Below are 25,301 nucleotides of genomic sequence, written 5' to 3' on the forward strand. Positions count from 1 at the left end.
TCAGACCACCGGCTTCAACAGCACCTTGATCGACTTGGTCGAGTTCGCCAGCTCGAAGGCTTCGGCCCAGTCGTCCAGCGGGAAGTCATGGGTAACGATGCCCTTGGACGTGACCAGGCCGCGCTCGAACAGGTCGATGGCGATCGGGTAGCAATACGGCCCGAGGTGGGCGCCGCGTACGTCCAACTCCTTGCGATCGCCAATGATCGACCAGTCGACGCTGGTCTCGGCACCAAACACGCTGAACTCGACAAAACGCCCGAGCTTGCGGATCAGGTCCAGCCCCTGGGTCACGCCGGCCGGAACGCCGGTGGTTTCGATGTACACGTCGCAGCCATAGTTGTCGGTCAGGCCATTGATGATCTCGCGGGCGTTGTCCCGCGACGGGTTGATCACCACATCGGCGCCGAACTTCTTCGCCAGTTCCAGGCGCTCGTCGACCATGTCGATCACCACCAGTTTCTTCGGCGTCTTCAACGCAGCGACCTGGACCATGCACAGGCCAAGGGTGCCGGCACCGGCGATCACCACCACGTCATCGAGCTGGATATCGCCGCGGTTGACGGTATGGATGGAACAGGCCATCGGTTCCACCAGCGCCGAGTCTTCCAGCGACACCGACTCGGGGATTTTATGCACGATGGCGGTCTTGGGAATCCGCATGTACTGGGCCATGCCGCCTTCGGCCACTTCACGCTGGAAGCCGAAGATGTTGTGCACTTCGCACATCCAATACTTGCCCGACTTGCAGAAACGGCACTTACCGCACGGCACGATCTGTTCGGCGATCACCTTGTCGCCCACCGCGACTTCGAAGTGCTCTTCGGCGCCCTCGCCCGCTTCCACCACATAGCCGAAAAACTCGTGGCCCGGCACCACCGGCGCCTTGACCCACGGGTTGTCGCCGCCCCAGAACATCGCTGCGCCCGAGTGGCACTTGCAGTCACTGGCGCATATGCCGCAGGCGGCGATGCGGATCACCAGTTCATTGGCGCGTGCCTGGGGTTTGCCGATGCGTTCCAGGCGATAGTCTTTGGGGCCGTGGCAGACGACGGCTTGCATTTCGGTGTGCTTGTCCATGGTGTCGAGTCCTGTTCTTGTTAGGAGTTTATTTGTGGCGCTGACGGCTGATAAAAATCGCCAGCAAAATGATCCCGCCCTTGATGACGCTTTGGACGTAGGGCGAAACGCCAAGCATGTTCAATCCGTTGTTCAACACGCCGAGCAGCATGGCGCCGAGCAACGTACCGACGATCACGCCGCGCCCGCCGGCAATCGAGGCGCCGCCGAGCACCACCGCAGCAATCGCATCCAGCTCGAACGACACGCCGGCATTCGGCTGGCCACTCATCAGGCGTGAGGTGAGTACCAGCCCGGCAATCGCCGCCGTCAGGCCGCTGATGCCATACACCAGCAGCTTGAAGCGCGCTGCGCGCACGCCGGACAAACGCACGGCTTCTTCATTGCCGCCGATGGCGTAGATGTAGCGGCCGATGCGTGTGTGTTGCAGCAGCACATAGGCGACCAGGTAGGTGAGCAGCATGATCAGGATCGGCACCTGGATGCCGAACAGGCTTTCGCGGCCGAAGAACGCAAACCAGTCCGGCAAACCGGAAATCGGATAACCGTCGGTGTACATCAGGCCCAGGCCACGGGCGATGCCCATGGTCGCCAGGGTGACGATGATCGGCGGCATGTGCAGGTAGGCCACGAACAAGCCGTTGCCGATGCCGAAGGCCACGCCGATCAACATGCCTGCGCCAATCGCCAGGCCCGGCGGCAGCCCCGCGACCATCAACCCGGCCGTGAGGGTGCCGGACAAGGCCATCACCGGCCCTACCGACAAATCGATGCCGCCGGTGAGGATCACGCAGGTCATGCCCACCGCGATGATCGCGTTGATCGACACCTGGCGGGCAATGTTCGACAGGTTGCTGGCAGTGAGGAAGGTGTCGCTGGCAAGGATCATCACCAAGGTCACCACCACCAGCCCCACGAACGGGTAGAAGGCCGGCGAGCGCACCAGCCGCGCCAGGTTGAGGCGCAGCCGGCTGCTGTCGCCGGTACTAATGGACGTATTCACTTGAGCCCCCTGTTGCATGGCGCATGACCTCTTGAGGATTGACGGCGGACGCTTCGAGTAGCTTGACGATGGCGCCCTTATGGAACACGGCGACCCGGTCGCACATGCCGATGATTTCCGGCAACTCGGAGGAAATCATGATGATTGCGTAGCCCTGCTCGGTAAGGCTGCGCATCAGCGCGTAGATCTGCGCCTTGGCCCCCACGTCGATGCCACGGGTGGGCTCGTCGAACACCAGCACATCGCAGTGGTGGTTGATCCAGCGCGCGATCACCACCTTTTGCTGGTTGCCGCCGCTGAGGTTGAACACCCGGCTTTCGCTGCTGGGAGCCTTGATCGACAGTTGCTTCATCAGGCCCTCGACACTGGCGCATTCGCGGTTTTTGTCGATCAGGCCCGAAGCGTTCTGGTATTTGGGCAGGTTGTTCAGCGAGATGTTTTCGCGAATGCTGAAGTCGGTGATCAGCCCTTCGCTCTTGCGGCTTTCCGGCAGTAGGCCGATGCCATGGGCCAGCGCCTGGGCCGGGTCGTCGAGGGTGATTTTCTCGCCGCGCAGCCACACGTCTTTGCTCACCGACGGCAGCGCGCCCATCATGCCCAGGGCCAGTTCGGTGCGACCGGAACCGACCAGTCCGGCAAAGCCGAGGATCTCGCCCTTGTGCAGTTGGAAGCGGTTGTGGGGCCCGTTGCGCACCAGCTGGATATCCTTGACCTCCAGCAACAGCGGGCCGCGTTCGCGAGTCGGTTTGGGCGGAAAACTGCATGCCAGGCGACGCCCGACCATCATCTCGACCAAGTGATCGATATCACTGTCGGCCACATCGGTAACGCCGACATTGCCGCCGTCGCGCAACACGCTGATGCGGTCACACACCTGGAAAATCTCCTCCAGGTGATGGGAGATGAAAATCACCGCCACGCCCTGGCGCTTGAGCTCGCGCATGATCTCGAACAGCAGTTCCGCCTCACTGGGCGTGAGGGTCGCGGTGGGTTCGTCAAGCACCAGCAGGCGCGCATCCAGGGCCAGGGCCTTGGCGATCTCGACAAACTGCTGCTCGGCCACGCTCAGGTGCTTGACCGCACATTGCAGGTCGATGGTCACGCCCAGGCGCTTGAACAAGGCCTCGCTGGCCTCGACCATTTCGCGCTTGCGCAGCAGGCCGAAGCAGTTGCTCAGCTCATGGCCGAGGAAGATGTTTTCCACCGCCGTGAGGTAGGGGATCAGGCTGAATTCCTGGAACACGATGCCGATACCGGCGGCAATCGCATCGCGATAGGTCGCGAACTGCTGCGCCCGGCCATCGATCAGGATCTGGCCCTCATCTTGGTGCTCGACGCCGCCGAGGATCTTCATCAGGGTCGATTTGCCCGCGCCATTTTCGCCGAGCAAGGCATGGATCTCGCCGCGCTCGACTTGCAGGTTGATGGACTTGAGGGCCTGTACGCCCGGGTAACGTTTACAGATGTTTTCCAGCTTCAGAAGACTGCTCATACCGCCGACCTCGTATTCAGAAGGATGACCTGGGCCCCACGGATTGTGTGGGGCCTGGGTGATTTACCAGCTGAAATCCTTGGCTTTGGCCTGGTCGATCAGGGTGATGTCCACCGGGAGGGTGGCCGGCACCTGCGCGCCCCACTTCCTGGCCAGGGCAATGCCCAGGGCGAGGCGGATCTGATCGCGGGGGTATTGCGCCGAGGTGGCGATGAATTTGCTGCCGGGCTTCTGGATCGCCTCGATCGCTTCCGGTGCGCCGTCGACGCTGACCAGTTTCACGTCCAGGCCGCTGGCTTCGATGGCAGAGAGCGCACCGAGCGAGCCGTTGTCATTCACGCTGAAAATGCCCTTGAGGGTGGGCTGGGCCTGCAACATGTTCTCGGTGACGGTCAACGCCTGGTCACGTTCCTGCTTGCCGTTCTGGATGCTGACAATCTTGATGTCCGGGTGCTTCGCCACGGCCTCCTTGCAGCCGCGCACGCGCTCGAGGATGGGCACCACGGCGATGCCGTCGAGGATCGCGATATTGCCTTTGTCGCCGATGTTCTTGGCCAGGTATTCACAGGCCTGGAAGCCGGCGTCGAAGTTCTTCGAGCCGACGAAGGAATCCAGCGGGCCGTCCGCCTGGGCGTCCACCGCGACGACCACCACACCCGCAGCGTGGGCAGACTTGACTGCCGATTGCACGCCGACCGAATCCGTGGGGTTGATCAGCAGGATATCGATGCCTTTTTGCAGCATGTCTTCAACGTCACTGACTTGCTTGGACACGTCGTGGCGGGCGTCGGTGATGATCAGTTTCGCGCCGATGGTCGCCCCGGCTTCTTCAAGGGCGTTTTTCATGGTGACGAAATAAGGGTTGTTGATTTCCTGGAAGGACGCGCCGATACGAATCGGCTTGGCAGCGTCGGCAAAAGCAGGAGCAGCGGTGCCGAGGGTGATGCTTACAGCCAATAAACACAGGGTTTTCGGAAGCATTTTCATGGCGTGGTTCTCTGTTTTGTTTTTATTGTTAGAGCAAATGTTATCGTTAACATTTTTCCAAAAGCTAACAAGTAAATTCGGCAGGCGCAAGGGGCCACTGGTCGGTCGCGATCGAAATGTAGGAGCGGGCTTGCCCGCGAATGCGGTAAGCCAGTCACCCAATGGAGTGCCTGACACACCGTTTTCGCGAGCGAGCCCGCTCCCACATTAGATTGGTGTACCACGCAAAAACTCGCACAAATTCGAGTACCAACTAAGCTCACTCTCCAACAAAAAGCCGCTGAGCTGCCCGCCATGGCCCACCCCACCGAGACCTTTCGCGCCCGTTACCGCGCCAACGTCGCGCCCCACTACAACCCCTGGCTCCACGCCAGTTTCGTGTTCGGCTACGGCGTTGCCTGCATCACCCTGGCCTGGTCATCCACTGCCCATATATCCGCATTGCAATGGCTGACCGTGCCCGCGACCCTGGTGTTCTTCAACCTCTGCATCTACCTCGTACACCGCCACCTCGGCCACCACAAACACGCCTTGGCCCGCCTGTTCTACGCACGCCACACCGGCGACCATCACAGTTTCTTCACCCCCGGCCACATGACCTACGACAGCCCCCGCGACTGGCGAGTCATCCTGTTCCCGGCCTGGCTGATCGTGCTGCACAGCCTGGCAATCACCCTGCCCGCCTGGTGGTTGCTCAATCAATTGAGCCCCAACGTTGCAGGGCTGTTCGCCGGGTGCATGATCCTCGGGTATTTACTTTACGAAGTGTTTCACGCCTGCGAGCACCTGCCCGCCGAGCATCCGGTGGCGCGCTTGCCGTGGATCCGCCAGATGCACCAACTGCACGCCCTGCATCACCGTCGTGAACTGATGCAGGGGCGCAACTTCAATATCGTCCTCCCTTTGATGGATTACCTCTTCGGTACCCTGCACTGGGAACCGAGCACCCCGGACAACCAGGAATCGTCATGAGCACCCGTCCAAAAAAACTGCGTCATCTGCTGTTTGTACTGTTTCTGGCGGTGATCGCCTTCCTGCTGTTGATGCCCACTAAGGTGCAACCGGTGAATTGGACACCGCCCAAGGCTCCGTCGATGAAAAGCGGCCCTTACGCCGAAAACCTGCGCCTCAAGGGCGTGCAGAGAATCGGCGCCCAGGACATCGCCGGCCCCGAGGCCTTGTTGCTGGATACTCAGGGCTACCTGATCAGTGGTTTGCATGACGGACGCATCATCCGCACCTCGCCCGACAGCCGCAGCCTGGAAGTATTGGTCAATACCGGTGGGCGGCCCTTGGGCCTGGCGATGCACCCGGATGGACGCTTGATCGTTGCCGACGGGATCAAGGGCTTGCTCGCCCTGGATGCCAAGCGCCAGCTCACCACCTTGAGTACCAGCGCCAACGGCGTGCCCTTTGGCTTTACCGATGACGTCACCGTAGACGCGAGCGGGCGTTATGCCTACTTCAGCGACGCGTCGAGCCGCTGGGGTTATGGGCAGGACGGTGAAGCGGTGATCGAACATGGCGGCGATGGTCGGCTACTGCGTTATGACTTCAGCAACGGCACGACCGAGGTGCTGCTGGACCAGTTGCAATTCGCCAACGGCGTTGCCTTGGGCCCGGATGAAAACTTTGTGCTGGTGAATGAAACGGGCGCCTATCGCATCAGCCGTTACTGGCTCAAAGGCGAGCGCGCCGGTACCCATGACCTGTTTCTCGACAACCTGCCCGGACTGCCGGACAATCTCAGCTTCAACGGCCAGGACCGCTTCTGGGTAGCGCTGTACTCACCACGCAATCCCTTGCTGGACAGATTTGCCGGCTATCCATCGCTGCGCAAAGTGATGGTGCGGGCGCTGATGGTGGTGCCCAAGCCTATCGAGCACAAAGCCTTTGTGCTGGGGTTGGATACCGAAGGCAAGGTCATCGCCAACCTGCAGGATGGCAGCGCGGGGAACTACTCGCCGATCACCACCGCGAGGGAGTACGGAAACTGGTTGTACCTGGGCTCGCTGACGAGCACGAGCATGGCGCGCCTGCCGTTGGACCTGGCATTGGCGGGTGAATAAAAAAGGGGCAGCCTCGTCAGGCTGCCCCTGCTTACTTACACCGTTGAATCAGTGGACGATGTTCTGGGTGCAGATGTGCCCGAAGGTCACGTAAGGCACGTTCTCGCCCCCCACGCCCACACCCGGGAACTCGTCCAGCTCGATACGCCAGCCGCCGAAGTTGAAGGTGGTGTCCCAGGTGTAGGTGACACCGGTGCTGCTGTCCGGGTACTGCACACGGTTATCGCCGAAGCACTCACCGATACCGGCACTCGCCTGGGATGTGCCCGCACTGTTGGTGGTGGCCTTGAAGTCGGTCCAGTGGAACTCGGCACCGTCGAAGCGTTTGTCGATGCGCAGGACCGGCGTGACACCCAACAGCGGTGCGCCCGTGGAGTCGGACCAGTTGGTGGTCCAGTTCACCGTACGTGCGGCCTGGGTCGCCATCCAGAAAATCGACGCGGGTACACGCACGATATTGTCGCCCTTCACATCCGATGTGTTCAGCCGCGGCGTAGAGCCCAAGCTCAACTGGTACTGCTTGGTCGGGTCTTGTACCGCCGCCGGGTTGGCCCGCACACGCACCTTCACGGTAGTGCCCGGCGTGACACTCGGGTAGGTGGAGGTCGAACCGGCAGGGATGGTGACCCAATTGACGCCGTCAAAACGGTCGAAGATCCATTGGTTGCGACTGCCGCTCGCGTCACCGGCCAGGTACATGCTCACGCTTTGGCCACGCACCGCCTTGAAGTCGAAGTAATCGACATCGTTAGCGTTGTCGAGGTTGCCGGTCACCTTGTTCATCGAGTCCGGCAGCACAAAGGCGGCTTGCGGCGAGTCATTGGGCTCGTAGGCGTCGATGTTGGTGTCCACCGCCACGCCAAAGCTGAACTGCGAGTTGTTGGCAACCTTGGCGACCATGTACCAGTAGTAGTCACCAGCCGGCAGCACACCGTTGAGATACTCGTCGGCATTGCCCGCCGCATCCGAGGAACCCACCACGCTCAGGTTGCCCTGGCCGTCGTCCTGAAACAGGGTCAACGACATGTCGCTGCCCGCACTCTGGTTGACCAGTTGCACCTGGATCCGCGCGTTCTCAGGCAGATTGAAGTGATAAGCGAACTCTTCACCTTGAGCCACCCCGGTGATGGTGTACAGCGTGTTGATATCCAGAGTCGGGAACAGGGGTACGAAGGCCGCAACGGCAGCGCTTTTCAGCTCGGCCTGGCCGGGCTTTTTCAACTCGCCGACCACGGTGTTGAAAGGCGCGGATTTGACGGACTGAGTGACAGCCTTGGACTGGCCGCTCTTAGCCGCCTGGAGTTTTTGCTTGAGGCTGGCCGGGACCTTCGCCGCGTCCAGCTTGCCACCGGATTTGAGCGCTTTGTCCACGGCCTGCTTGACCGCTTCGGCGCTGAGTTTCTGAGGGGTTTGCTCGGCCAGGGCAAAGGCCGAAACGAAGCAGGAGGCTGCCATGGCTGCGCCCAGCATAAAGGCTTTTTTCGATTTCATTTTTTATCCATCCATAGTTAAAAAGTGAAGCTCAGGTGACATCCGGTCACCTGGGATGGAATGTAGGACAGTACTGGATGGATGTACAGCACTATTTCAAATAAATGTTTCGCCGAAAGGGCAATCTAGAGCCAAGTGAACCAGAGCCCCCAGTAGGCAGCCAAAAAAATCGCAAGACGATACAACCCTACCGCCCACCGCTTGAGTGCTATGGGTATGGAGGCCAACTCTGCCTCAGTCACGAGCCTGTCTTTCACATGTCGTTTTGGCGTTGTGAGGATACTGATCATGAGGCACATGCGATTAAATCTAGCAAACCGCTGGTTTTCCCAGCGTTGCAGAAGTTTGCGTACCTCTGCGTTTTCACTGAAGTAACTTTCCAACTCGTCGAGTTTTGTGCGCTTGGCATAACGCACCAGTCCCACGACAACAAACGTCCCAATCACCATCACGATGGTGTAGGCAAAAAACCATGACATTGTTAAGCCCCCTCTGGTTGAAAGATCAAATCACCCTCCATCTCGATGACCTTGCCGCCTAGGAACTTGCCACCGTCGCCACCTAGATTGCCTCCTGCATACCCGCCAGCAGCGCCCCCAACGATTGCGCAGGTCAGAGCACCGCTTCCTCTCGTCGCGACACCTAAAAAAATGGTGCATGCACGACGAGTTAGCTCAGCACCCAACACGCCTCCCCCAGCACGCCCCCCATAAACGTCCCCGTCTCCACATACTTCGCCCTTCGACACTGTGCCTCCCGCCTCGTCACACACGCCTCCTTGATCTCCAACCCCGCCACGCCCACGTCCAAGGCCAACCCCACATAAGTCCCTCTGCCCAACCACTTCGATGTCTGCGCCGTCTCCCGAATCCGCTTCGCATACCCCGCGATCTCCCCCTTGTGCAAATAGCTCTTGGTCGAAATCCCCAGCACTTTCTTCAACGACTCATTGCCCCGCAACCCCGCACCAACCCGCGACGCACTTTGCAGTTGCACCTCTAAACCCCGGAACAACGCCTGGCGCTGCTGGATAAATGCCGCCCTGTCCAGGCCGCCGGCTTTCAACCGCTGATGCAACCGCTCGATGTCCTCCAGCGTTTGCGCCACTTCATTCAGGTGCCGCGCCCACGCCGACGTCGCGCTGCCGATGCCAATCGAGCCATTCGCCATGAAACTCTGCAGCAAGTCATAGTTGTCGATCACCACTGCGCCGCCCGCTGCACTCATCTCCAGGTGGCGACGCACCTCCTCGGCATGACGCATCAACCACGCTTCCTCGACCGAACAATTCACGCTGTGGCCGTCGGGGACAATCACCAGTTGCCCCGGCGCCACCAGGCCGGGCCGCAGGTACCGGTTCAACACGTCGAAATGATCGGAGCGCGGTCGACTCAGGGCGCCGCCCATCGATCGATTTTTCAAACTCTGATAGTCCGTCGCGCGGTCATTGATAAAGCTCTGCGCCATGCTTCACATTCCCGATGCGATGAAGATGGCGTCGAAATATAAGCAAGCGCCTACGCCCCGGACACAAGTCCAGGGGGGGGGGGCAGATCTATATTTGGGAATCGGCCTACGCAGCGAAGAAATAGAGCCTACGGAAACCGCGCTAGTACCCGGTCATTTCCAGGTAACCCACCCCACCTTCGAACTGCACCGGCCCCTCCCAGTATGGAATACTCAGGTTCATCCAGGCATTCGGATTGACTGCTTGGGTGGTGATGTCTAGCTGCTTTGCGGGAATTTTCAGCGACCAGCGCGTGGGAATCTTGCGGCCGTCAATCGTGCTGGTTTCCAACGGTACGAGCTGGATATCAGCGTTGTGCAGCGTCTGTGTCTGGCCTTGCGCGTCGATCCAGGTGCCCGTGAGATACCCGGTGCCGTCGGTTTGTCGAACCCGGAACAGCATCAACTGTTCGCCACGGTCCAGGTGCAGGGAGAACCAGTCCCAGCCGGTCTGGCTGGCGCTCAGCGGTTGGCTGCTCCACTCGCGATCGAGCCAGGCCGGGCCCGTGACTTGATACACCTTGCCGTCGAGAGTGACGCTGCCGCTGGCACTGAAAAACGGCTGGCTGTAGTAGTACGATGCCTGGCCCTGGTCGGACTTGCGGCTGTAGCCATTGTCACCCTGCAACACCAGCGGGCGACTGGAAGTCAGGTGCAGGTCGTAGGCGAATTGCGCACCGCTGGCCTTGAGTTGCATGTCCGCCAAGCTGCTCGCGGCGCCGGGGCGGGTGACGAAATGCCAGTCGTCGATCCAGGCGTTGAATGGCTTCGCCTGGGCTCCAGCCTGGCCCACGCCGCCGCGCGCGTAGCGCTCAGCGGCATAGTGTTGGGTGGCGGAAGTCACGGCGGCGTGGCCAAGCCAAATGGTCGAATCGCGCCAGCCAGCCTGTGTCGGCCCGGCCTTGAGGGCATTGCGGAACAACGTCCATTGCACACCGAATACGTTGCCTTGTTCATCCCTGAGATTGGCAGTGACGTACCACCACTCGATCCGAAACCCCGCGTGGGGGCCATGATCCTCGGGGAAGCTGAACACCTTGCCAGGTACCACTTGGGCGAAGTCGGCCGCATCACTGCCCAAGCCGGCGAAGCTCTCCTGTGGCGCGGGCACTTTGTCGCAAGCGGCCAGTAACAGGAACGTCCACAGCAGGCACTTAATCTTCATGGGCAAACGTCCTCAACAAGTCTGCCGGACGGCTGCGGTACAACTGCCACAGCGGCCAAGCCGAAGCCAGCAACGTGGCGAGCATTGCCAGCCCGAGCAATTGCGCCAATTGCCACGGGAACACCTGCAACGGCAGACGCCAGCCAAACGCCTGCACATTGATTACGGCATCCAGGCACCAGGCCAGCAGCAGGCCCAGGGGCAACGCCAGGATCAGCGTGAGCACAGCCAACAGCCAGGTCTGGCCAAGGTTGAGCAGCATCAATTGCCGTCGCGTGACACCCAACGCCCACAGCGGCGCGAGTTGACCGAGGCGGCTCTGGCTCTGGGTCAACAGGCTGATGAACAGCGCCACACCGGCCACGCCCAGCGTCAGGCTGTTCAATGCGGCAGTGGCGGCGAAGGTGCGTTCGAACACCTGGCTCGACCAGCCTTTGAGTTGTTGCTGATCGATGATACGGCTGTCGTCCAGGGCAAAGGCGCGTTGCACCTCGCGCACCAGTGGCGCCACATTTTCCGGCGCAACCCGCAGGTTGAAACGCGCCGGCGACAGCGTCGGCCAGTGGGTCAACAGGTGCGTGGAATTGACCAACATATGCCCCTTGGGGTTGCCGTAGTCGGCGTAGACCCCCACCACCTTCGGCGCCCACACGCCTTGGGGCGTGGCAATGTTTACGCTATCGCCCAGCCTCACGTTGAGCCGGCGCGCCAGTTGCTCGCTGAGCATCAGGGTGTCGCCTTGCTGCAACTGGTCCCACGGTTTATTGGCCGCTTCCAGCAGGGGCCAATGCTGGCGATAGGTCGGGTCGTCGACCACGCCAAACAGGTCCGCCGGCCAACCTTGCAGTTGCACGGCGACCTGCCAAGTGGGCAGCACGGTTTGCACCAACGGTTGCTGCGCCAGCCAGGTGCTGAGTTGCTGTGCCTGAGCCGGGGTTTGTGGGTTGAGGTACAGCTCGGCGGTCAGGCGTTGCTCCAGCCAATTGTTGAAGGTGTAACGAAACCCCGAGGTCATCGAACCCGCCCCGATGTTCGCAGCCAGGGCCAGCAACAGTGCCATTAACGCCAGGCTCAATGCCGGCAATTGTTGGCGGCAATCAGCCAGAAACCATTGGCCGAGCACCGAACGGCTGCGCCCCAACACGGCCTTGAGCAGGCCATTGAGCACCACCGGCAACCCCAGGGCGGCGCCGAGCAGCAACGCCGCCATCAACACAAAACCAGCAGCCAGGCTGTTGCCCAACCACAGCGCCAGCACCGCAATCAACAGCGCCGCACTGGCCACCCAGCCTTGGCGACGCAACCAGCGTCCATGGGCTTCATGCCAGGCCTGTGCATTGGCCAGCGCCAGCAAGGGCAAACGCGCCGCCCGCCACAGGCTACTGGCGCCGGCAAGCAAGGCACCGAGCAGGCTCAAACCCAACCCCGCGCCCCACCACCAGGGGCTGAGGTTCAACTGCCCCGGTACCTCAGCGCCATACAACCCGCGCAGGCTGGCGGCCACATCCGGCAACAACAGGCTGGCCAACAGGTAGCCGCTGGCCACGCCTAACACACCGCCCAGCAATGAGAGCGCGCCCAGTTCCACGCTGAGGCTGGCAATCAACATCCGCACACTGACGCCACAGGCCCGCAGGGTGCGCAGCAGTCCGCGCCGTTGCTCCAGTGCCAGGCCGATGGCGGCATGCACGATAAATAGCCCCACTACGAAGGACAAAAAGCCCAGTGCGTCGAGGTTCAGGTGAAAGCTCTCGGTGAGGCGTGCGAGGTTATTATCCTCGCCCTGCTTGAGTTGCAGCCCGGCGGGCGCCGTGGGCTGGCCGGCAGCGAATGCCTTGTCCACCAGCAGGCGCGATAGGCGACCCGGCATCTCCAGCACCGGTTGGGCAAACCCGATATCGGTGAGCAATAGACCGGGAGCCATATCCGCTTGGATTTGCAGCGGCGGCAGGGTGTGTCCGCTCAGGGTGGTTGGCTGTTGACCTTCATGCAGCCCCAAGGCCTGCAAGGTCTGCGGTGCGATCCAGGTACGCCCCGGCGGATCGAAAAACGCCAGCATCTGCGCCTGACTCAAACGCTGCCCCGCCACCGCACCGCTGCCGGGCAACGACACCGGGTCAATGCCCATCAGTTGCAGGCGCACGTCTGGCTGTCCCTCGAGCTGCACCCGCCCCTGTACCACCGGCGACACCGGCCATCCGGCACGGCGCAATTGGGCAAAGACCTCTTGGGCGAAACTGGCGCCGTCCGGCGTACCGAGGCTGGCTTGGGGTTCGCCGCCGATCAATTGGCTGGCGCGGGCATAGCTATCACGCGCCTGGCTGTTGAGGGCTTGCACGCCGACCAGTAACGCGGTGGCCAGCCATAAGCCGGTGAGCACGCTGAAAAACTGCACAGGATGCCGCCGCCAGTGGCTGAGCAACGCGCGCAGGGTCCAATGAAAGACCGCCATGTCAGGCGACGCCCGCGGGCACGACACGACCGCGGTGCAGCACCACCTGCTGGTCCAGCCGGGCGGCGATGCGCGGGCTGTGAGTGACCATCAGCAGGCTGGTGGGGCTGTCACGCAGCAAGTCCAGCAGCAGTTGCAGCACTTCGTCGCTGGTGGCTTCGTCCAGGTTGCCGGTGGGTTCGTCGGCCAATAACAGACCCGGCCGTGACGCCAATGCCCGCCCCACCGCGACCCGTTGCTGCTGGCCGCCGGAAAGCTGTTCCGGATAGCGCTTGAGCAGATCACCCAGGCCCAGGCGCTCCACCAACTGGGCCTGCCACTGCGGGTCAAACCGCCCCGCTAATCGCGCCTGAAACGCCAGGTTGTCATCCACCCGCAGACTGCCGATCAGGTTGAACTGCTGGAACACCAGCCCGATGTCCGTGCGCCGCCAGTGGGCCAGCTGCGCTTCGCTGAGCTGATCGAGGCGCTGCTCGCCGACCTGGATGCTGCCACCGTCCACGCGGTCCAGCCCGGCCACCAAATGCAGCAAGGTGCTCTTGCCGCTGCCCGACTCGCCCATCAATGCCAGGCTGCTGCGCTCGGCCAAATGCAGATCCACACCGGCCAACACCGCCAGAGGTCCCTGGGGGGTGGCATAGCTTTTGAACACACCTTGCACCTGCAGCATGACGACACTCGTTTGATAGGGGGGCAATCGAGAATAACGGCTGCCGATCCAGGCCATGCAAATTTTTCACATGGATTTCACCGGCTAACCACCCAGCACACTTTAGATTACCGGCCATGGGTCGTTCGCCGGCAACTTGTTAGTTGCCCCGCCTGACAACTTTTTAACCGCAGCATGTTCAGCCAAAAGACAGCCTCCGTATGACAGCCTCTGGCTTCACTGTGGGCATACGCCAACACGTTGCACCTAACTAATACAACTTTGCCAACACTGCCCATGGTGACTGAAGTGGTTGACTTTACCCTGACCAAACCGCGCTCGCGATGGGTCTTTATCAAGCGCCTGCGACGCCTGTGGCTGGGGCTCTTCGTGGTGGGTTTGCTGTTCGCCGCCAGCCTGCTGTGGAACGCATCGCCAAAGGACCTGGGCATCGGCAATCGCCTATTGACCTCCCACATGCTGCCCCTGTGGCGCGACGGCGACCTGATCGTGCTGGTGCGCCACGAAGAACGTTGCGACCGTTCGACCAACCCTTGCCTGGGGCCCGTGGAAGGCCTGACGATCAACGGCAGCCAGAACGCCGAAGCCCTGGGAAAAGCCTTTAAAACATTGGGTATGGAGGGCAGCGACGTGCTGGCCAGTCCAACCATCCGCACCGCCCAGACCTTACGCTTCATGTTCGGCAAAAATGAACTGACCTCCGGCCAGCAAGCCGTCTGCGGCGCGGCCATGGGCGAAGAATTGCTCAGTCACAAAACCCCCGGACGCAACCTGGTCTTCGTCACCCACAGCGGTTGCATCGCCGACTTCGAAAGCACCCTGGGTTTTCCCCGTGCCGCGTTCCCCAAATACGGCAGCGCCTTGTTCGTGCAGGTATTGCCCAACGGAAAATTCAACACGCTGGGCATCGTCAACAGCCAGGACTGGCCCGCCGCCTTAAAACAACTCTAGACACTTTCCTGTCTGTTTGTTCAGCAAAAAGACAGCCCTGCTCTGGCATGTTTAGTTGCGCCTTTTAACTAAGGACATCATGACTATTTCCCGTAATTCAGTGAGCGCTGTGATTTTTTCTTCTACTTCATTACTTGAAAGCCCCGCAACTAAACGTCAGGGAGCGACGTTTGCATGACTCGATTAAAACCCCTGCCGATATTATTACTGGCCTTTGTCGCCTTTTACCTGCTTCCCCTGGGCCTGCACGGCTTGTGGACCCCGGACGAAACCCGCTACGCCCAGATCAGCCAGGAAATGCTCCAGAGCGGCAACTGGATAGCGCCGCATTTCATGGGCATCCGCTATTTCGAAAAGCCTGCCGGCGGCTACTGGTTGATCGCCCTGGGCCAGGCGGTGTTCGGCCAGAACCTGTTTGGTGTGCGCATCGCCTCGGCCCTTACCACCGGATTGAGCGTGCTGCTCGCCTATCTGATCGCCCGTCGCCTGTGGAAAGACCCTCGCAAAAGCTTCGCCTGCGCGCTGCTCTACCTGAGCTTCGGCCTGGTGGCCGGGCAAGCGGGTTATTCCAACCTGGATCCGCAATTCACCCTGTGGGTCAATCTGAGCCTGGTAGCCCTGTGGTTTGCGTTCGACAGCAGCACATTGCGCGGCCGTCTTTGGGCCTGGGCCGTCGTGGGCCTGGCCTGCGCCCTGGGTTTCCTGACCAAGGGTTTCCTGGCCTTGGCGTTGCCGGTGCTGATTGCAGTGCCTTACATGCTCTGGCAACGCCGCCTGGGCGAACTGCTGTGCTATGGCCCACTGGCCATGCTGGTGTGCTTGCTGGTGTGCCTGCCTTGGGCACTGGCGGTCCATCTGCAGGAACCGGACTTCTGGCGCTTCTTTTTCTGGAATGAACACATCCGCCGCTTCAGCGCCGACAACGCGCAACACGTGCGGCCATGGTGGTTCTTCCTGCCGATCATCGCAGTGGCTTGCCTGCCCTGGGCAGGGTTGCTGCCGACCACCCTGCGCAAGGCCTGGCAGGAAAAGCGCCAACCGGCGATCGCCTTCCTCGCCTTGTGGCTGCTGTTGCCGCTGGGTTTCTTCAGCTTGAGCAAAGGCAAGCTGCCGACCTACATCATGCCGTGCCTGCTGCCCCTGGCCTTGTTGATGGGGCATACGCTGGTCAACCTGATCAACAACGGCCGCGCCCGCACCCTTTGCCTCAATGGCCTGCTCAATTTCCTGATCGGCATGGCCGCCATGATCGCGCTGATCTACCTGCAAATCGCCCGGCCGCTTTACAGCAACAGCCACGCGGAGATGTTCAGCCTGTCCCTGGCGTTTATCGTGTTGTTGGTGTGGATCCTCACTAACCTGCTGCAAGCCTTCCGCCCGCTGACGCTGTGGGCGATGCCGACCTTGGGCATTGGCGTGCTGGTTATCCTGCTGCCGGCGAGCATGCCGGAGTGGATCGCAGACAACGAAATGCCCGACCAGTTTGTGCTCGAACACCTGGAAGAACTGCAACAGACCCAAGCCCTGCTGAGCAACGAACTGGGGAATGCCAGCGCCCTGGCCTGGCGCCTGAAACGCCCGGAAGTCGCGTTGTATGACACCGAGGGCGAGTTGCGTTATGGCTTGCAATACGCGGGGTCAGTACATCGCAAAGTGGGGTTGGAAGACGTGCAGGCCTGGCTCAAGGAGAAGCGCCTTATCGGCTCGGTCGGCGTACTGATGCGCGTCAACAGCACCCGTGAAATGCGCGAAGCCGGGCAACTACCGCCAGGAGGCAAACGCTACTACAAGGGCTCCCTTGAACTGATCATTTATCCGCAATCGCCTTGATGGCTACGTTCTGGAAGACCGAACGCGGCGCGCTGTCCTGCAACTGGTTGATCATTGCCAATGCCCACTAGCTGGGTGGCCTCGGTCCTGGTCACTGCGTCTTCCGTACGGGATCGGCGCCTGGCTGAGCGTGTGGCGGATCTATCTGATCAACGAACAGCTGCTGTGCTGATGCTGCTGATACTGGGCGTGGTTTACCCGTGGAGCAACGGAAATGGCGGTGTGCCGCGCTTTGCCGAAGACGTTCGAACCGCGGCGCCCTAAAGCGCGCTGTGGGAGCGTGGTGTCCATTCCGCAGCCCAAATATGAGGCGGTCTTATCCTTTTGGCAGGCTGGCGGCGTGAATAAATGCCTCATCCAAGCTATTAGCGCTGTATGCATCCATGAAGCCTTGCGCATCAGTGAAACGGTTGAATTGTCTTTGACTCAACATGTAGAAATCATCGCAATGCGCAACGATCTCATCGACATTGTGTGATGAAACCAACACCGCGACACCTCCTGCCGCGGCCCCCTCCAGACAACGCCAGATGTGATAACGGAACTCTGGATCCACACCCGCAGTGGGTTCATCCAATATCACAAGGTCCGGGCTGGCGCAGAGCAGGGACAACGTAAAAAACCAGCGTTTTTCCCCGTAGCTGCAGAGTGCAGATTTTTTGTTCCAGATCTCGCCGTAACGCTCTGCGATGCCTGGGCTCCATTTTTCGATTTTATCAAGCGCATGTTGTTGGGTGACCTTGGTGTCAGAGCAAAACAGCATGGTCATTTTGAAGATGTCGAACATGCGAAATACAGGGGGTGTGCTGATGATCTGCGACAGGTAGAGCAGCTTTGAGAAGGCGTTGTTTATCGCGCCGCCATCCATTTTCTTCAGGCCGCACAGCACATCAAAAAAGGTGGTTTTGCCGGAGCCATTTGGACCGAGAAGGCCTGATATGGAGCCGGCCTCGACTGTCAGAGAAGCCTTATGAAACACGATATGAGTTCCATATCTGACATCAAGAGAATCTACAAGAAGTCCCGCCATCAGTAACGGCTCCAAACAGGGTTAATCAGTAAAAACCGGCACATCACTAAAAACAAAAACGGAAGTGAAATAATAACCACCAAGACAACCATCCCACATTCCATCACTCCGTCCAACATAATCCTATTCGCCCACCACATCGGATTAAAAAAACTGATAACCCCTAATGCCGGACTTACTGGACCCACACTCAGAATTCCAAGTGCTAACATCGTGAGGGACACAATAGAAAAAAGTGTACTCGTATTTTGAAAACCTAACGGGACCAGTGTCAGCAACAGCGAGGGAATAGAAAAAACAAGAAAACAAACGTAAAACCGTCCAATAATCACGAGATACTCGGCAACATCCACACGCCCTGAAAAAATACGGGTAAGTAAATAAAACACAGAGCCATACAATATCGACACAACTGTATATGCGAAAAACTGCCCAACCAAAAAGACAACCTTAGTACGCCCCGTATAAACAAAAGACCGAAGAAAACCACTTTCCCTCCGACCGACCATATAAAACGCCAGCCCAAACAATGCCACGTTCGATGACACAAAAGCATAGAACCACGAAGTACTGGAGAGATAATCCACAGCCGAACTATTCAGTGGCGCACGCACGTAGGTAATCAAATAGTAGGTCACCACTGGAGATATCACCGTCCAAAACAATGCAACAGGCTCTCTGAGCTGTTCTTTTATAAATAACGCCGCTAACGAGACCGGTCTCGACACACAATAAAAAACCATCACTCACCTCACGGAAACGGGACCATCACTGCTAATCTGGAGCCGAGTATCGATAACTCAAACGCTCTGGAATACTGATTTATCAAATTGAAATTCTTCGAGTTATTCATGTGAAGAAACAAATCAGGGGAGACGAATTTAACGAAAACCCCCACCACGCCATTAACCTCCTCAATTTTTGAGTAGAAATAGCCAGAGATACCCAATTGCTTTAGCACTGACAAAAAATCAGGCACTGTAAAATCCTGCAGAGACCTACGCCCTCCACACTCCAGCACATCAACAACATCTTGATAGGTCTCATAAGCATTGCAACTTAAAAAATAACGTATATATGAATCTTCAAGCTTTGATTCTTCAGAACCAGTAGCCCTGAACACATTCATGAAGCGAAAAGTCTGCCACAACTCAAGCAAAGATTTTTCCAACGCAATAGACATATCCGACGAATAAGCCATCCCAGCACAATATTTTACGTGCCGACCGTCTTTCTCTTGCCCATATACAACCAATATGCAAAACCCCGGAAATCTAGTATCAGATATATCTAAAAAGGTTATCTCCCCCGACATGGATAGCGCATTGTATAGGTGTAGAACGTCCCGCCTCACCAATAACTGCACCACTTGTTTAGAAGAAATCCGCGAACGACACGTCTTCGTTAACCAGAACCTGACAAGAAACTGGCGTTCAAGATATTCTTTTATCGCTCCTAAGAAAGCTATATCTGCGCACCAATGGAAGCTGCACCCACATGTATCCCGAAGAGGGTAGAGCACGCTATCATCACCGAGATTATAGGACGAGAGCGAAATACAGGCAGTCGGGATAAAACACGTAGAGAAGTCAGAAGCCCTGACCACCTGGCTTAAAGCAAACTTATATCCACCGATATCTGCAAGAGAGACTTTCTTATTCGACGTCTGAACGAACGCCTCCGCGAAACCGAGAGCTTCACTTTCTGACAGAGTCTCACTAAGAAACCCGCGTTTTTTTGAAAAAACCTCCCTATAAAAATGTCGGCGTTCGAAATACTCACCTATAGCAGTTTTGATCGAGTTTGAACCTCCTCCTACACCAGATCCATTCACCGAGAGGAAATCTGATATTTCTACGGCGCTTGGCAGGCCGAGCATCCCCGCAGGCTGAAAAAGAAGTACTCCGGGGAGATCCGGCTTATGCATTTCATTAATAAGCTTCATGCCGCTTACCTATAAAATGAACACACATTGGTAAAAACAGAGCCGGGTTAATTCCCAGGACTTTACACAGCATGAGGTCCGTATACGCAGACCATAGCCGAGATGACAGTCCCAAGGACTTGGCTTGCAGCTCGACAAGCATGTAAATTGAGCCAATCTCCATCAGAGCCATTCGATACCCACGATACCGATACTTGAAGAGATTTTTAGGCATATAGACCGCGTAGACTATCGCCAGACTGGGCGTCCCAATACTATTAGACGAAAACAGCAGTGCCGCCTTGAGTTCCTCTACATCAACCTGAATCTGCATCACCTCAAATTTTCGGGATCTCGGAAGCAAATGGAGTACTTTCCCGGGACAGGGCCAGGTGGGGTTGTCCTCAGTCATTGAGCAGAGGAAAACTTCGGCAGGGTACAGTGCGCCACCGCTCGGATACCCTCTTTTGCAGGATTCAATACTCCTTGATAATAATGGCCACATAAGCATCTCTACATCCGAGAACGCTAACAAGTGAGGCGAAAAGTGCTCACATGACTCATTTCTGTACAGCGTTTTTTCTCTTTCCTCTTGGGAGACGTTTATCGTCAGCGTAAGATCCATATCGGGATAAAGGGCCAATTCATTCCCTGTCAGTTGTTCAAGGTTTTTTTCATTTAATCGATGGAGGCTCGTGCGGCCTTTGATCGCCCCATGAAATACAAAATTACCCTTATTATGAAACTCAAGCACCTCACCGTAAACCGAGGACTCTATAAACCTTAGATAGTAATCGTGCGGAATATTTTTCATTCACGCGCCCTCAAACAATCACACATATACCAGTGCGAATTAGGCTCTTCTGAAATGTGACCATCCATTAGCCGAAGATGTGAGCTATGCAGAACGTCATCCTGATACTTATGCCCATCGTTATACTCGGTGAAGAATTTAATCTTTTTTATAACCGCACCGACAACAATCATCTCCTGATAAAGACTGAGCGCCTTGGTTGGCACACCTACATGCTTGTTTTTACAAAAACGCCAAAATACTTGCCCAGTCGTTCCTTGAAGTCTTCACCAACTGATTGGGAATAAACCTGTCAACGCTACAAAAATGACACGGATTCCCTATCTCCGGGATATAAGGCTGCCCGATGCAAAAAACACTACCCATTTGCCAACAAACGCTAATGGCACTTTTAGGAGACGCACGTACGAGATCGAAATACAAGCTCTTAACACGATCATAATCATACACATAGCACAACAGTACAATAAAACACCTTAAATTCCGGACCGCTTCAACCGATTCACTTGAGAATGATCTAAACTCCAAAGACGTGGACAGCTCGCCCCTGAATAGATTTTCTATATCAACCTGACCTCCCCAATCATGGATAACAATAGTTTTCTCAAAATATATTTCCTCAACCGACCTCAGCGGGATTACTCTCTCTAAAAATGCAAAGGCATCACTTTGATTCAACCCACTTTCTGCCAACACCTCATCCAACTCGACCTTCGTCATCACCTTCGAAAGCTTTAGTTTCCGAAGCGCCTTTAACAATGGCTGAGAATGGATTTTTGAAATCCCAATATCGGAAACCAGAAGACTTTCGGTTTCAAAGTTCAGGATTTCGTAATTGGGTATGATGATATTCATTGCACGATCTCCTGTAGAGGTTTTCTGGAAAACCAGAAAACCTCATTAGGTGAGTGAATACTGAATCTACTCATCCGCCGGTGGGGGCTCTATTATCGAGTTATGGCACCCCCCGCTCCCCCCATTACACCCGCCGCCTCCACCACATCCTCCGCTACCCCCGCACCCACCTTGACTTCCCGAGGCTCCGGCGTTACCCGCGTACGGGTTGAACCCTTCCTCACTTTCAAAGCTAAAAACAAACTCCCCAAACGCTTCATTGTTCATGTCGGATCTCCAGCTTTGTGAAGCTATTGACTTTAGGTCGCTCATCAACAAGCAACAAAATCAAATCTAGTCCGACTGGAGAATCTCGCAACAACAATAAAAAATTTATGTAGGACATATAACTTATAATTTTAGGAAAATTCATTCATGAATTTCGGAATCCAAACAATTGCCAAAAATATAAAAACCGTCGCCACCCACGCATTAAAAAATCAATCTAAATAAAATTAATACGTTGCAAATCGTCTAACCAAAAGCAACAGCCAACACCAATATCGATTTTTTTTGCAAAACAGAACTTTTCTCGACAGGTGTGCAGAATAAATCCGACAAGTGGCGCTGCTTGTCTCTAAGGGTTTGCTATCTGCGCGACGCTAATACTGGCTGCTTACCCGCGTAGTAACTGCGCTCGCCGAGGATGTGCGAACAGAAGCGGCCAAACGCGCGCCGTGGCAGCAGTACCACATGTGGGGGAGCCTCTGGCGTACTTAGGCGAAGATCATGGGGTGATAACCACCCAACCAGATAATGACGAGCGGTGGTTTCATAAGCGTGAGGATGGAAGCGTGGCGTTTGTGCCAACGCTTCGATAGACAGAGGTTTCATCGGCCCGACAGGTCGATCTTCTCGCGGGTCCCCGCATCAATAAGACCGTGGAGCCTTTCAAACAAAGGATCGGCATCCGTGTAGCCTTTTCCGTAGGTCAGGTTGAATCCGTAGTCGAAACCAGGATTGAACCCGTTCATGCGCGACATACCGGCCTCGGCCGTGTCCACTCGCAAACCTGCCACCAGCGCCTGCACCGTCGGATGCTCGACCACATCCTCAAACAAGGTACGCCGTACTCAGCAAGTGTCAGGAACTCAGGTCGCTGGTCACTCGTCCTCCTGCAACACAATCGCGCGGTTGGTCACCCGTTACAGGTCGGACAAGCGCTGGGGTGAGCAACGTCGTCCAGCAAGACGTAATCCATCGAGGGCGATCAGACCTGTAACTTCCCGTCGCCGAGCGCTCGAACAACCTGTATCTGTTTCACCGGATATCGCGCTTGAGTATCGGTATTCACCAATTCAGAGCGTACCGACTCCACGTGCAGAACGCTGACCGTAGACCCTTTGACAAACGGCAGACTTACATAACTGGCCTCAGCAGGCGCAGTACCTCGTAGTTCCTGAGAGAACAGAACTTCACCTGTCGCAGTCCTCACCCATACGGCAATATAGATCGTTGAAAAATAATAGTGCGGCGCACCGGGGTGCACTTGGATAGCCACTTGCTGAGTCGCTGTATTAATATTGATTTCCGCGACCGACCTATTTTCAAGTCCAGGCTGACTCCAGGTAAAATAGTTACCCGAAACGACTGGTCCCCCCGTGTCCGCGTAAGAAATGATCAAGTCCTTATACAGGCCGATAAGCGTGTCTTTTTCGGCGCCGTCGAACGTATGGATCGCTGCGAAGACATCCATCACAGGTGCTGATCCAGCATGGAGCAATACATGCGGTGTTTTTCTGATTTCATCGGCCGCGGCTGCAATTCTGGTCTTGAGGTTATCCGCGGGCCAGCTGCCCATCTTGATATTTTTAAAACCCTGCGTTGTAACTTCTAAAAAATTATCTATTGCCTTGAGGTCAATAAATGGCTGCAACCTCGGAACTTCTCTCAGCCGAACAGGTTCCTGGTGGTGAACGTTGACAGTACAACCCGGGGCTATCGGAAACTCATACACGCCCACGAGCGCACCCACGCCCGGAAGTACCACATCGCACAATATAAAGCCATTCAAATCCCTAACAAGAACACTTGCATACGTCGCAGAACCAAAGTAAGAGTGTGGCGTGGTACTGACAACACTGAACGAAGCCCTGCACGATTCCATATCAATACATAACGTTGCAATTTTCCCATCGCCAAGTCCCAAAAAGTCAATTGTTTGGGAAGCCAATGAAGTCCCCTTCGCCAGCACGCTATCTAACTCAACGAGATTGTTCATATTGGCGGCCACTTCCACGTACGTGTAATTTTTGATGAGATTCCCACTGGTCATCGCCGGGGGCTGCAAGGTATAAACACCGATTGGCAGCCCCTTTACTTCTAACGTTGGTGAAATCACCTTAACGACCCTTGATATATTGCTACCCGTCCGAATGACAAGGGATTTGCCTTTATTTTCGAAATAGGCTCGCTCTGTCATTCTCAGTGTCACGTCGCCCTTGAGGTCGGTCTCCAGGAGGGATTTGCAATCAACAAGAGACAGTGGCGTCTTTAACTTCAGGCGTCGTTGAATGGAGGCCAGCTGTTCGGGAGGAACAACCCTGTACAAGGGGCAACAGGGTTGATAATTGGCATAGGCAGTGTTGAAGCTAACCGCATTCGTGACGTTGGCCCCCACTTGCGTCATGAACGGGCCGACATCCAGGTTGGTTCGTTCAGCCCAGCGTGTGACGAAGATATCTTCCAAAGGAAAGGTGAGGTAATTAAACCCTTCAGCGTTGGCGAGTCGTCGATAATACTGATTAAACTCGGTAAATGCAGGCTCACCGACTTTATCAATGACAAGCATAAATATGAAAAGCAACTCACTCAGGGGCCACATCGAAAGGGGGACGTCACTATCAATACGACTACGCACGGCATCAAAGGTAGCCTGAGCATTTCCCCCATACATCCAACCACGCTCATACACACTGTCGCCCATCATCTTATGCTGATAGTACGTTGCGTATATATTATTCCAAACCTCACCGGTCGGTATCGAACTATTATACATCGCTAACGTTTGATAACCGTGAGCGATCTCATGCAGCGCACACCAATTATCGGGGCGGGTATCCAGCCAACAAGGCGCGATAGTTGCTGCCACTTGGGCGGTCCAATACTGACCATAATACGCTGACCCTCCTCCGTCCTTATCAGCCTTGATAAAATAACGATTGAGAATATTTTTATCCGTAGGCACTGTTGCATCAAGCGAAATACCCGCCAACCGATTAAAATATTCAAACACATTCACATAATAGGCTTCAAGGGCGCCCAGACCTTCCGCCTGATGCAGCTCCTTGAGCCTTGACTTATCAACTGCCGGCACCAGCAAATTTGCATACGTTGTTTGAACAAGTGTAAACGCCGAGTCAGTTTCATCCCATTGCCGAAAAAACAAGTCAGCATCATCACCCGCGCGATAGGTCGGCAATACATGCTCACCCACCGCCGAATATTCAATTTGCACATCGATGGGAATATAGGGTGTACGAATAAAGGGGACCGATGCGCTAGTCACAGTAAGTGTCGTCCACTCTCCAGTGATCCTAACGTAGGTTTCCGTCGATCCGCTATCATTCAGCATATCCAACTCTAACACGGTGTCCATTGGACTCGATCGACGAATTGAAAAGCTGGCACCGGCAGGCAACGCAATGCCCAGCGACTGGCGATCATGGTAAATACCTTTGCTAAAGCCGGTCCCAAACAACCAGGACGGATACTCTAACGTATAAGGCTTGTACGTTTTCACACTATCCTTTAACTCGATCATTTCAACACTCGCACAGTGATTCGCCCATCCAAACTTAAGCCGAAATCAACTGCGCAGCGACTGTTATAAATGACAGTTTTTTATAATTAGTTCTTTGCCCCCTTAAAAGAAAAGCATCTAAAGAATGGTTTAAGGGTGCTCCCACAGGGACCGCACTTAAACCGTCAGATTCAGCGGCGC

At 56.5% G+C, this 25,301-nt stretch carries 22 protein-coding genes and 1 pseudogene; 5 read left to right on the forward strand and 18 right to left on the reverse strand.

Features of this window, described 5'->3' with window-relative positions; genetic code table 11:
* The 4 genes from PF1751_RS17395 to PF1751_RS17410 form a co-directional block, all read right to left on the reverse strand.
* Positions 1-1,080, reverse strand: coding sequence for an erythritol/L-threitol dehydrogenase (locus tag PF1751_RS17395; protein ID WP_010209291.1), 1,080 nt, complete (start codon positions 1,078-1,080; stop codon positions 1-3).
* A gap of 28 nt (positions 1,081-1,108) precedes the next feature.
* Positions 1,109-2,101, reverse strand: a complete 993-nt coding sequence (locus PF1751_RS17400) for an ABC transporter permease (protein WP_010209289.1) — start codon at positions 2,099-2,101, stop codon at positions 1,109-1,111.
* The gene (locus PF1751_RS17405; RefSeq protein ID WP_044287417.1) at positions 2,067-3,575 is read right to left on the reverse strand and encodes a sugar ABC transporter ATP-binding protein; all 1,509 of its coding nucleotides are present in this window, start codon (positions 3,573-3,575) and stop codon (positions 2,067-2,069) included. The genes PF1751_RS17400 and PF1751_RS17405 overlap by 35 nt, the downstream gene beginning before the upstream one ends.
* A gap of 63 nt (positions 3,576-3,638) precedes the next feature.
* The gene (locus tag PF1751_RS17410) at positions 3,639-4,562 is read right to left on the reverse strand and encodes a substrate-binding domain-containing protein (protein WP_044287418.1); all 924 of its coding nucleotides are present in this window, start codon (positions 4,560-4,562) and stop codon (positions 3,639-3,641) included.
* Between the two features lie 294 nt (positions 4,563-4,856).
* On the opposite strand from PF1751_RS17410, the gene PF1751_RS17415 reads away from it, so the two are divergent.
* Complete coding sequence (locus tag PF1751_RS17415; RefSeq protein WP_044287419.1) at positions 4,857-5,534, forward strand: sterol desaturase family protein; 678 nt, start codon at positions 4,857-4,859, stop codon at positions 5,532-5,534.
* Positions 5,531-6,631, forward strand: a complete 1,101-nt coding sequence (locus PF1751_RS17420) for an SMP-30/gluconolactonase/LRE family protein (RefSeq protein WP_044287420.1) — start codon at positions 5,531-5,533, stop codon at positions 6,629-6,631. The genes PF1751_RS17415 and PF1751_RS17420 overlap by 4 nt, the downstream gene beginning before the upstream one ends.
* A gap of 48 nt (positions 6,632-6,679) precedes the next feature.
* On the opposite strand, the gene PF1751_RS17425 is transcribed toward PF1751_RS17420, so the two are convergent.
* From PF1751_RS17425 to PF1751_RS17450, 6 genes and pseudogenes are all read right to left on the reverse strand, one after another.
* Complete coding sequence (locus PF1751_RS17425) at positions 6,680-8,122, reverse strand: PPC domain-containing protein (RefSeq protein WP_044287421.1); 1,443 nt, start codon at positions 8,120-8,122, stop codon at positions 6,680-6,682.
* A 125-nt stretch (positions 8,123-8,247) separates the two neighbouring features.
* The gene (locus PF1751_RS17430; protein WP_044287422.1) at positions 8,248-8,601 is read right to left on the reverse strand and encodes a hypothetical protein; all 354 of its coding nucleotides are present in this window, start codon (positions 8,599-8,601) and stop codon (positions 8,248-8,250) included.
* Between the two features lie 2 nt (positions 8,602-8,603).
* Positions 8,604-9,589: pseudogene (locus PF1751_RS17435) on the reverse strand (hypothetical protein).
* A 142-nt stretch (positions 9,590-9,731) separates the two neighbouring features.
* Positions 9,732-10,793 carry a lipocalin-like domain-containing protein gene (locus PF1751_RS17440; RefSeq protein ID WP_044287423.1) on the reverse strand — a complete coding sequence of 354 codons (1,062 nt, stop codon included), beginning with the start codon at positions 10,791-10,793 and terminating at the stop codon, positions 9,732-9,734.
* On the reverse strand, positions 10,783-13,245 hold the full coding sequence (locus tag PF1751_RS17445) for an ABC transporter permease (RefSeq protein WP_044287424.1): 2,463 nt from the start codon (positions 13,243-13,245) through the stop codon (positions 10,783-10,785). Before PF1751_RS17445 ends, PF1751_RS17440 begins: the two co-directional genes overlap by 11 nt.
* Before the next feature lies 1 nt (position 13,246).
* Entirely contained in the window at positions 13,247-13,915 is a 669-nt protein-coding gene (locus PF1751_RS17450; RefSeq protein WP_010209278.1) for an ABC transporter ATP-binding protein, read from the reverse strand.
* A gap of 276 nt (positions 13,916-14,191) precedes the next feature.
* Here PF1751_RS17450 and pmrG point away from each other — a divergent pair, with 276 nt between their 5' ends.
* The 3 genes from pmrG (at position 14,192) to PF1751_RS29125 (ending at position 16,960) form a co-directional block, all read left to right on the forward strand.
* Entirely contained in the window at positions 14,192-14,866 is a 675-nt protein-coding gene (pmrG, locus tag PF1751_RS17455; RefSeq protein WP_010209274.1) for a lipopolysaccharide core heptose(II)-phosphate phosphatase PmrG, read from the forward strand.
* A gap of 174 nt (positions 14,867-15,040) precedes the next feature.
* Positions 15,041-16,696 carry a lipid IV(A) 4-amino-4-deoxy-L-arabinosyltransferase gene (gene arnT / locus PF1751_RS17460; protein ID WP_044287426.1) on the forward strand — a complete coding sequence of 552 codons (1,656 nt, stop codon included), beginning with the start codon at positions 15,041-15,043 and terminating at the stop codon, positions 16,694-16,696.
* Positions 16,697-16,756: 60 nt separating this feature from the next.
* The gene (locus PF1751_RS29125; RefSeq protein ID WP_080662759.1) at positions 16,757-16,960 is read left to right on the forward strand and encodes a hypothetical protein; all 204 of its coding nucleotides are present in this window, start codon (positions 16,757-16,759) and stop codon (positions 16,958-16,960) included.
* A 52-nt stretch (positions 16,961-17,012) separates the two neighbouring features.
* Here PF1751_RS29125 and PF1751_RS17465 read toward each other — a convergent pair whose 3' ends face one another.
* The 8 genes from PF1751_RS17465 to PF1751_RS17495 all read right to left on the reverse strand — a co-directional run bounded on the left by PF1751_RS17465 (position 17,013) and on the right by PF1751_RS17495 (position 25,121).
* Positions 17,013-17,726, reverse strand: coding sequence for an AAA family ATPase (locus tag PF1751_RS17465; protein ID WP_010209270.1), 714 nt, complete (start codon positions 17,724-17,726; stop codon positions 17,013-17,015).
* Positions 17,726-18,469, reverse strand: coding sequence for a hypothetical protein (locus PF1751_RS17470; protein WP_010209269.1), 744 nt, complete (start codon positions 18,467-18,469; stop codon positions 17,726-17,728). The genes PF1751_RS17465 and PF1751_RS17470 overlap by 1 nt, the downstream gene beginning before the upstream one ends.
* Before the next feature lie 8 nt (positions 18,470-18,477).
* Entirely contained in the window at positions 18,478-19,671 is a 1,194-nt protein-coding gene (locus PF1751_RS28500) for a YcaO-like family protein (RefSeq protein ID WP_029529098.1), read from the reverse strand.
* Positions 19,658-20,464: a SagB/ThcOx family dehydrogenase gene (locus PF1751_RS17480; RefSeq protein WP_044287427.1), complete on the reverse strand. Its 807-nt coding sequence runs from the start codon at positions 20,462-20,464 to the stop codon at positions 19,658-19,660. The genes PF1751_RS28500 and PF1751_RS17480 overlap by 14 nt, the downstream gene beginning before the upstream one ends.
* Complete coding sequence (locus PF1751_RS29655; protein ID WP_420820068.1) at positions 20,461-20,637, reverse strand: hypothetical protein; 177 nt, start codon at positions 20,635-20,637, stop codon at positions 20,461-20,463. Before PF1751_RS29655 ends, PF1751_RS17480 begins: the two co-directional genes overlap by 4 nt.
* Positions 20,638-20,686: 49 nt before the next feature.
* On the reverse strand, positions 20,687-21,319 hold the full coding sequence (locus PF1751_RS17485; protein ID WP_264371024.1) for an McbB family protein: 633 nt from the start codon (positions 21,317-21,319) through the stop codon (positions 20,687-20,689).
* A gap of 869 nt (positions 21,320-22,188) precedes the next feature.
* Entirely contained in the window at positions 22,189-22,419 is a 231-nt protein-coding gene (locus tag PF1751_RS29515) for an HD domain-containing protein 2 (protein WP_010209264.1), read from the reverse strand.
* A gap of 149 nt (positions 22,420-22,568) precedes the next feature.
* The gene (locus PF1751_RS17495) at positions 22,569-25,121 is read right to left on the reverse strand and encodes a putative mucin/carbohydrate-binding domain-containing protein (RefSeq protein ID WP_044287428.1); all 2,553 of its coding nucleotides are present in this window, start codon (positions 25,119-25,121) and stop codon (positions 22,569-22,571) included.
* Positions 25,122-25,301 lie beyond the last annotated feature (180 nt).

Origin of the sequence: Pseudomonas simiae, assembly GCF_000934565.1 — a bacterium.
GTDB lineage: Bacteria > Pseudomonadota > Gammaproteobacteria > Pseudomonadales > Pseudomonadaceae > Aquipseudomonas > Aquipseudomonas simiae.

Excerpts from the sequence above, each read along its gene's own strand:
- PF1751_RS17480 (WP_044287427.1), bottom strand. The coding sequence starts at position 20,464 with ATGAAAAATATTCCGCACGATTACTATCTAAGGTTTATAGAGTCCTCG.
- PF1751_RS17445 (WP_044287424.1), bottom strand. The coding sequence starts at position 13,245 with ATGGCGGTCTTTCATTGGACCCTGCGCGCGTTGCTCAGCCACTGGCGG.
- PF1751_RS17485 (WP_264371024.1), bottom strand. The coding sequence starts at position 21,319 with ATGAATATCATCATACCCAATTACGAAATCCTGAACTTTGAAACCGAA.
- PF1751_RS17410 (WP_044287418.1), bottom strand. The coding sequence starts at position 4,562 with ATGAAAATGCTTCCGAAAACCCTGTGTTTATTGGCTGTAAGCATCACC.
- PF1751_RS17405 (WP_044287417.1), bottom strand. The coding sequence starts at position 3,575 with ATGAGCAGTCTTCTGAAGCTGGAAAACATCTGTAAACGTTACCCGGGC.
- PF1751_RS29655 (WP_420820068.1), bottom strand. The coding sequence starts at position 20,637 with ATGATTGTTGTCGGTGCGGTTATAAAAAAGATTAAATTCTTCACCGAG.
- PF1751_RS17440 (WP_044287423.1), bottom strand. The coding sequence starts at position 10,793 with ATGAAGATTAAGTGCCTGCTGTGGACGTTCCTGTTACTGGCCGCTTGC.
- PF1751_RS17430 (WP_044287422.1), bottom strand. The coding sequence starts at position 8,601 with ATGTCATGGTTTTTTGCCTACACCATCGTGATGGTGATTGGGACGTTT.
- PF1751_RS17415 (WP_044287419.1), top strand. The coding sequence starts at position 4,857 with ATGGCCCACCCCACCGAGACCTTTCGCGCCCGTTACCGCGCCAACGTC.
- PF1751_RS17400 (WP_010209289.1), bottom strand. The coding sequence starts at position 2,101 with ATGCAACAGGGGGCTCAAGTGAATACGTCCATTAGTACCGGCGACAGC.
- arnT (WP_044287426.1), top strand. The coding sequence starts at position 15,041 with ATGACTCGATTAAAACCCCTGCCGATATTATTACTGGCCTTTGTCGCC.
- pmrG (WP_010209274.1), top strand. The coding sequence starts at position 14,192 with ATGGTGACTGAAGTGGTTGACTTTACCCTGACCAAACCGCGCTCGCGA.
- PF1751_RS17495 (WP_044287428.1), bottom strand. The coding sequence starts at position 25,121 with ATGATCGAGTTAAAGGATAGTGTGAAAACGTACAAGCCTTATACGTTA.
- PF1751_RS17450 (WP_010209278.1), bottom strand. The coding sequence starts at position 13,915 with ATGCTGCAGGTGCAAGGTGTGTTCAAAAGCTATGCCACCCCCCAGGGA.
- PF1751_RS17420 (WP_044287420.1), top strand. The coding sequence starts at position 5,531 with ATGAGCACCCGTCCAAAAAAACTGCGTCATCTGCTGTTTGTACTGTTT.
- PF1751_RS17425 (WP_044287421.1), bottom strand. The coding sequence starts at position 8,122 with ATGAAATCGAAAAAAGCCTTTATGCTGGGCGCAGCCATGGCAGCCTCC.
- PF1751_RS17470 (WP_010209269.1), bottom strand. The coding sequence starts at position 18,469 with ATGGTTTTTTATTGTGTGTCGAGACCGGTCTCGTTAGCGGCGTTATTT.
- PF1751_RS28500 (WP_029529098.1), bottom strand. The coding sequence starts at position 19,671 with ATGAAGCTTATTAATGAAATGCATAAGCCGGATCTCCCCGGAGTACTT.
- PF1751_RS17395 (WP_010209291.1), bottom strand. The coding sequence starts at position 1,080 with ATGGACAAGCACACCGAAATGCAAGCCGTCGTCTGCCACGGCCCCAAA.
- PF1751_RS17465 (WP_010209270.1), bottom strand. The coding sequence starts at position 17,726 with ATGGCGGGACTTCTTGTAGATTCTCTTGATGTCAGATATGGAACTCAT.
- PF1751_RS29125 (WP_080662759.1), top strand. The coding sequence starts at position 16,757 with ATGCCCACTAGCTGGGTGGCCTCGGTCCTGGTCACTGCGTCTTCCGTA.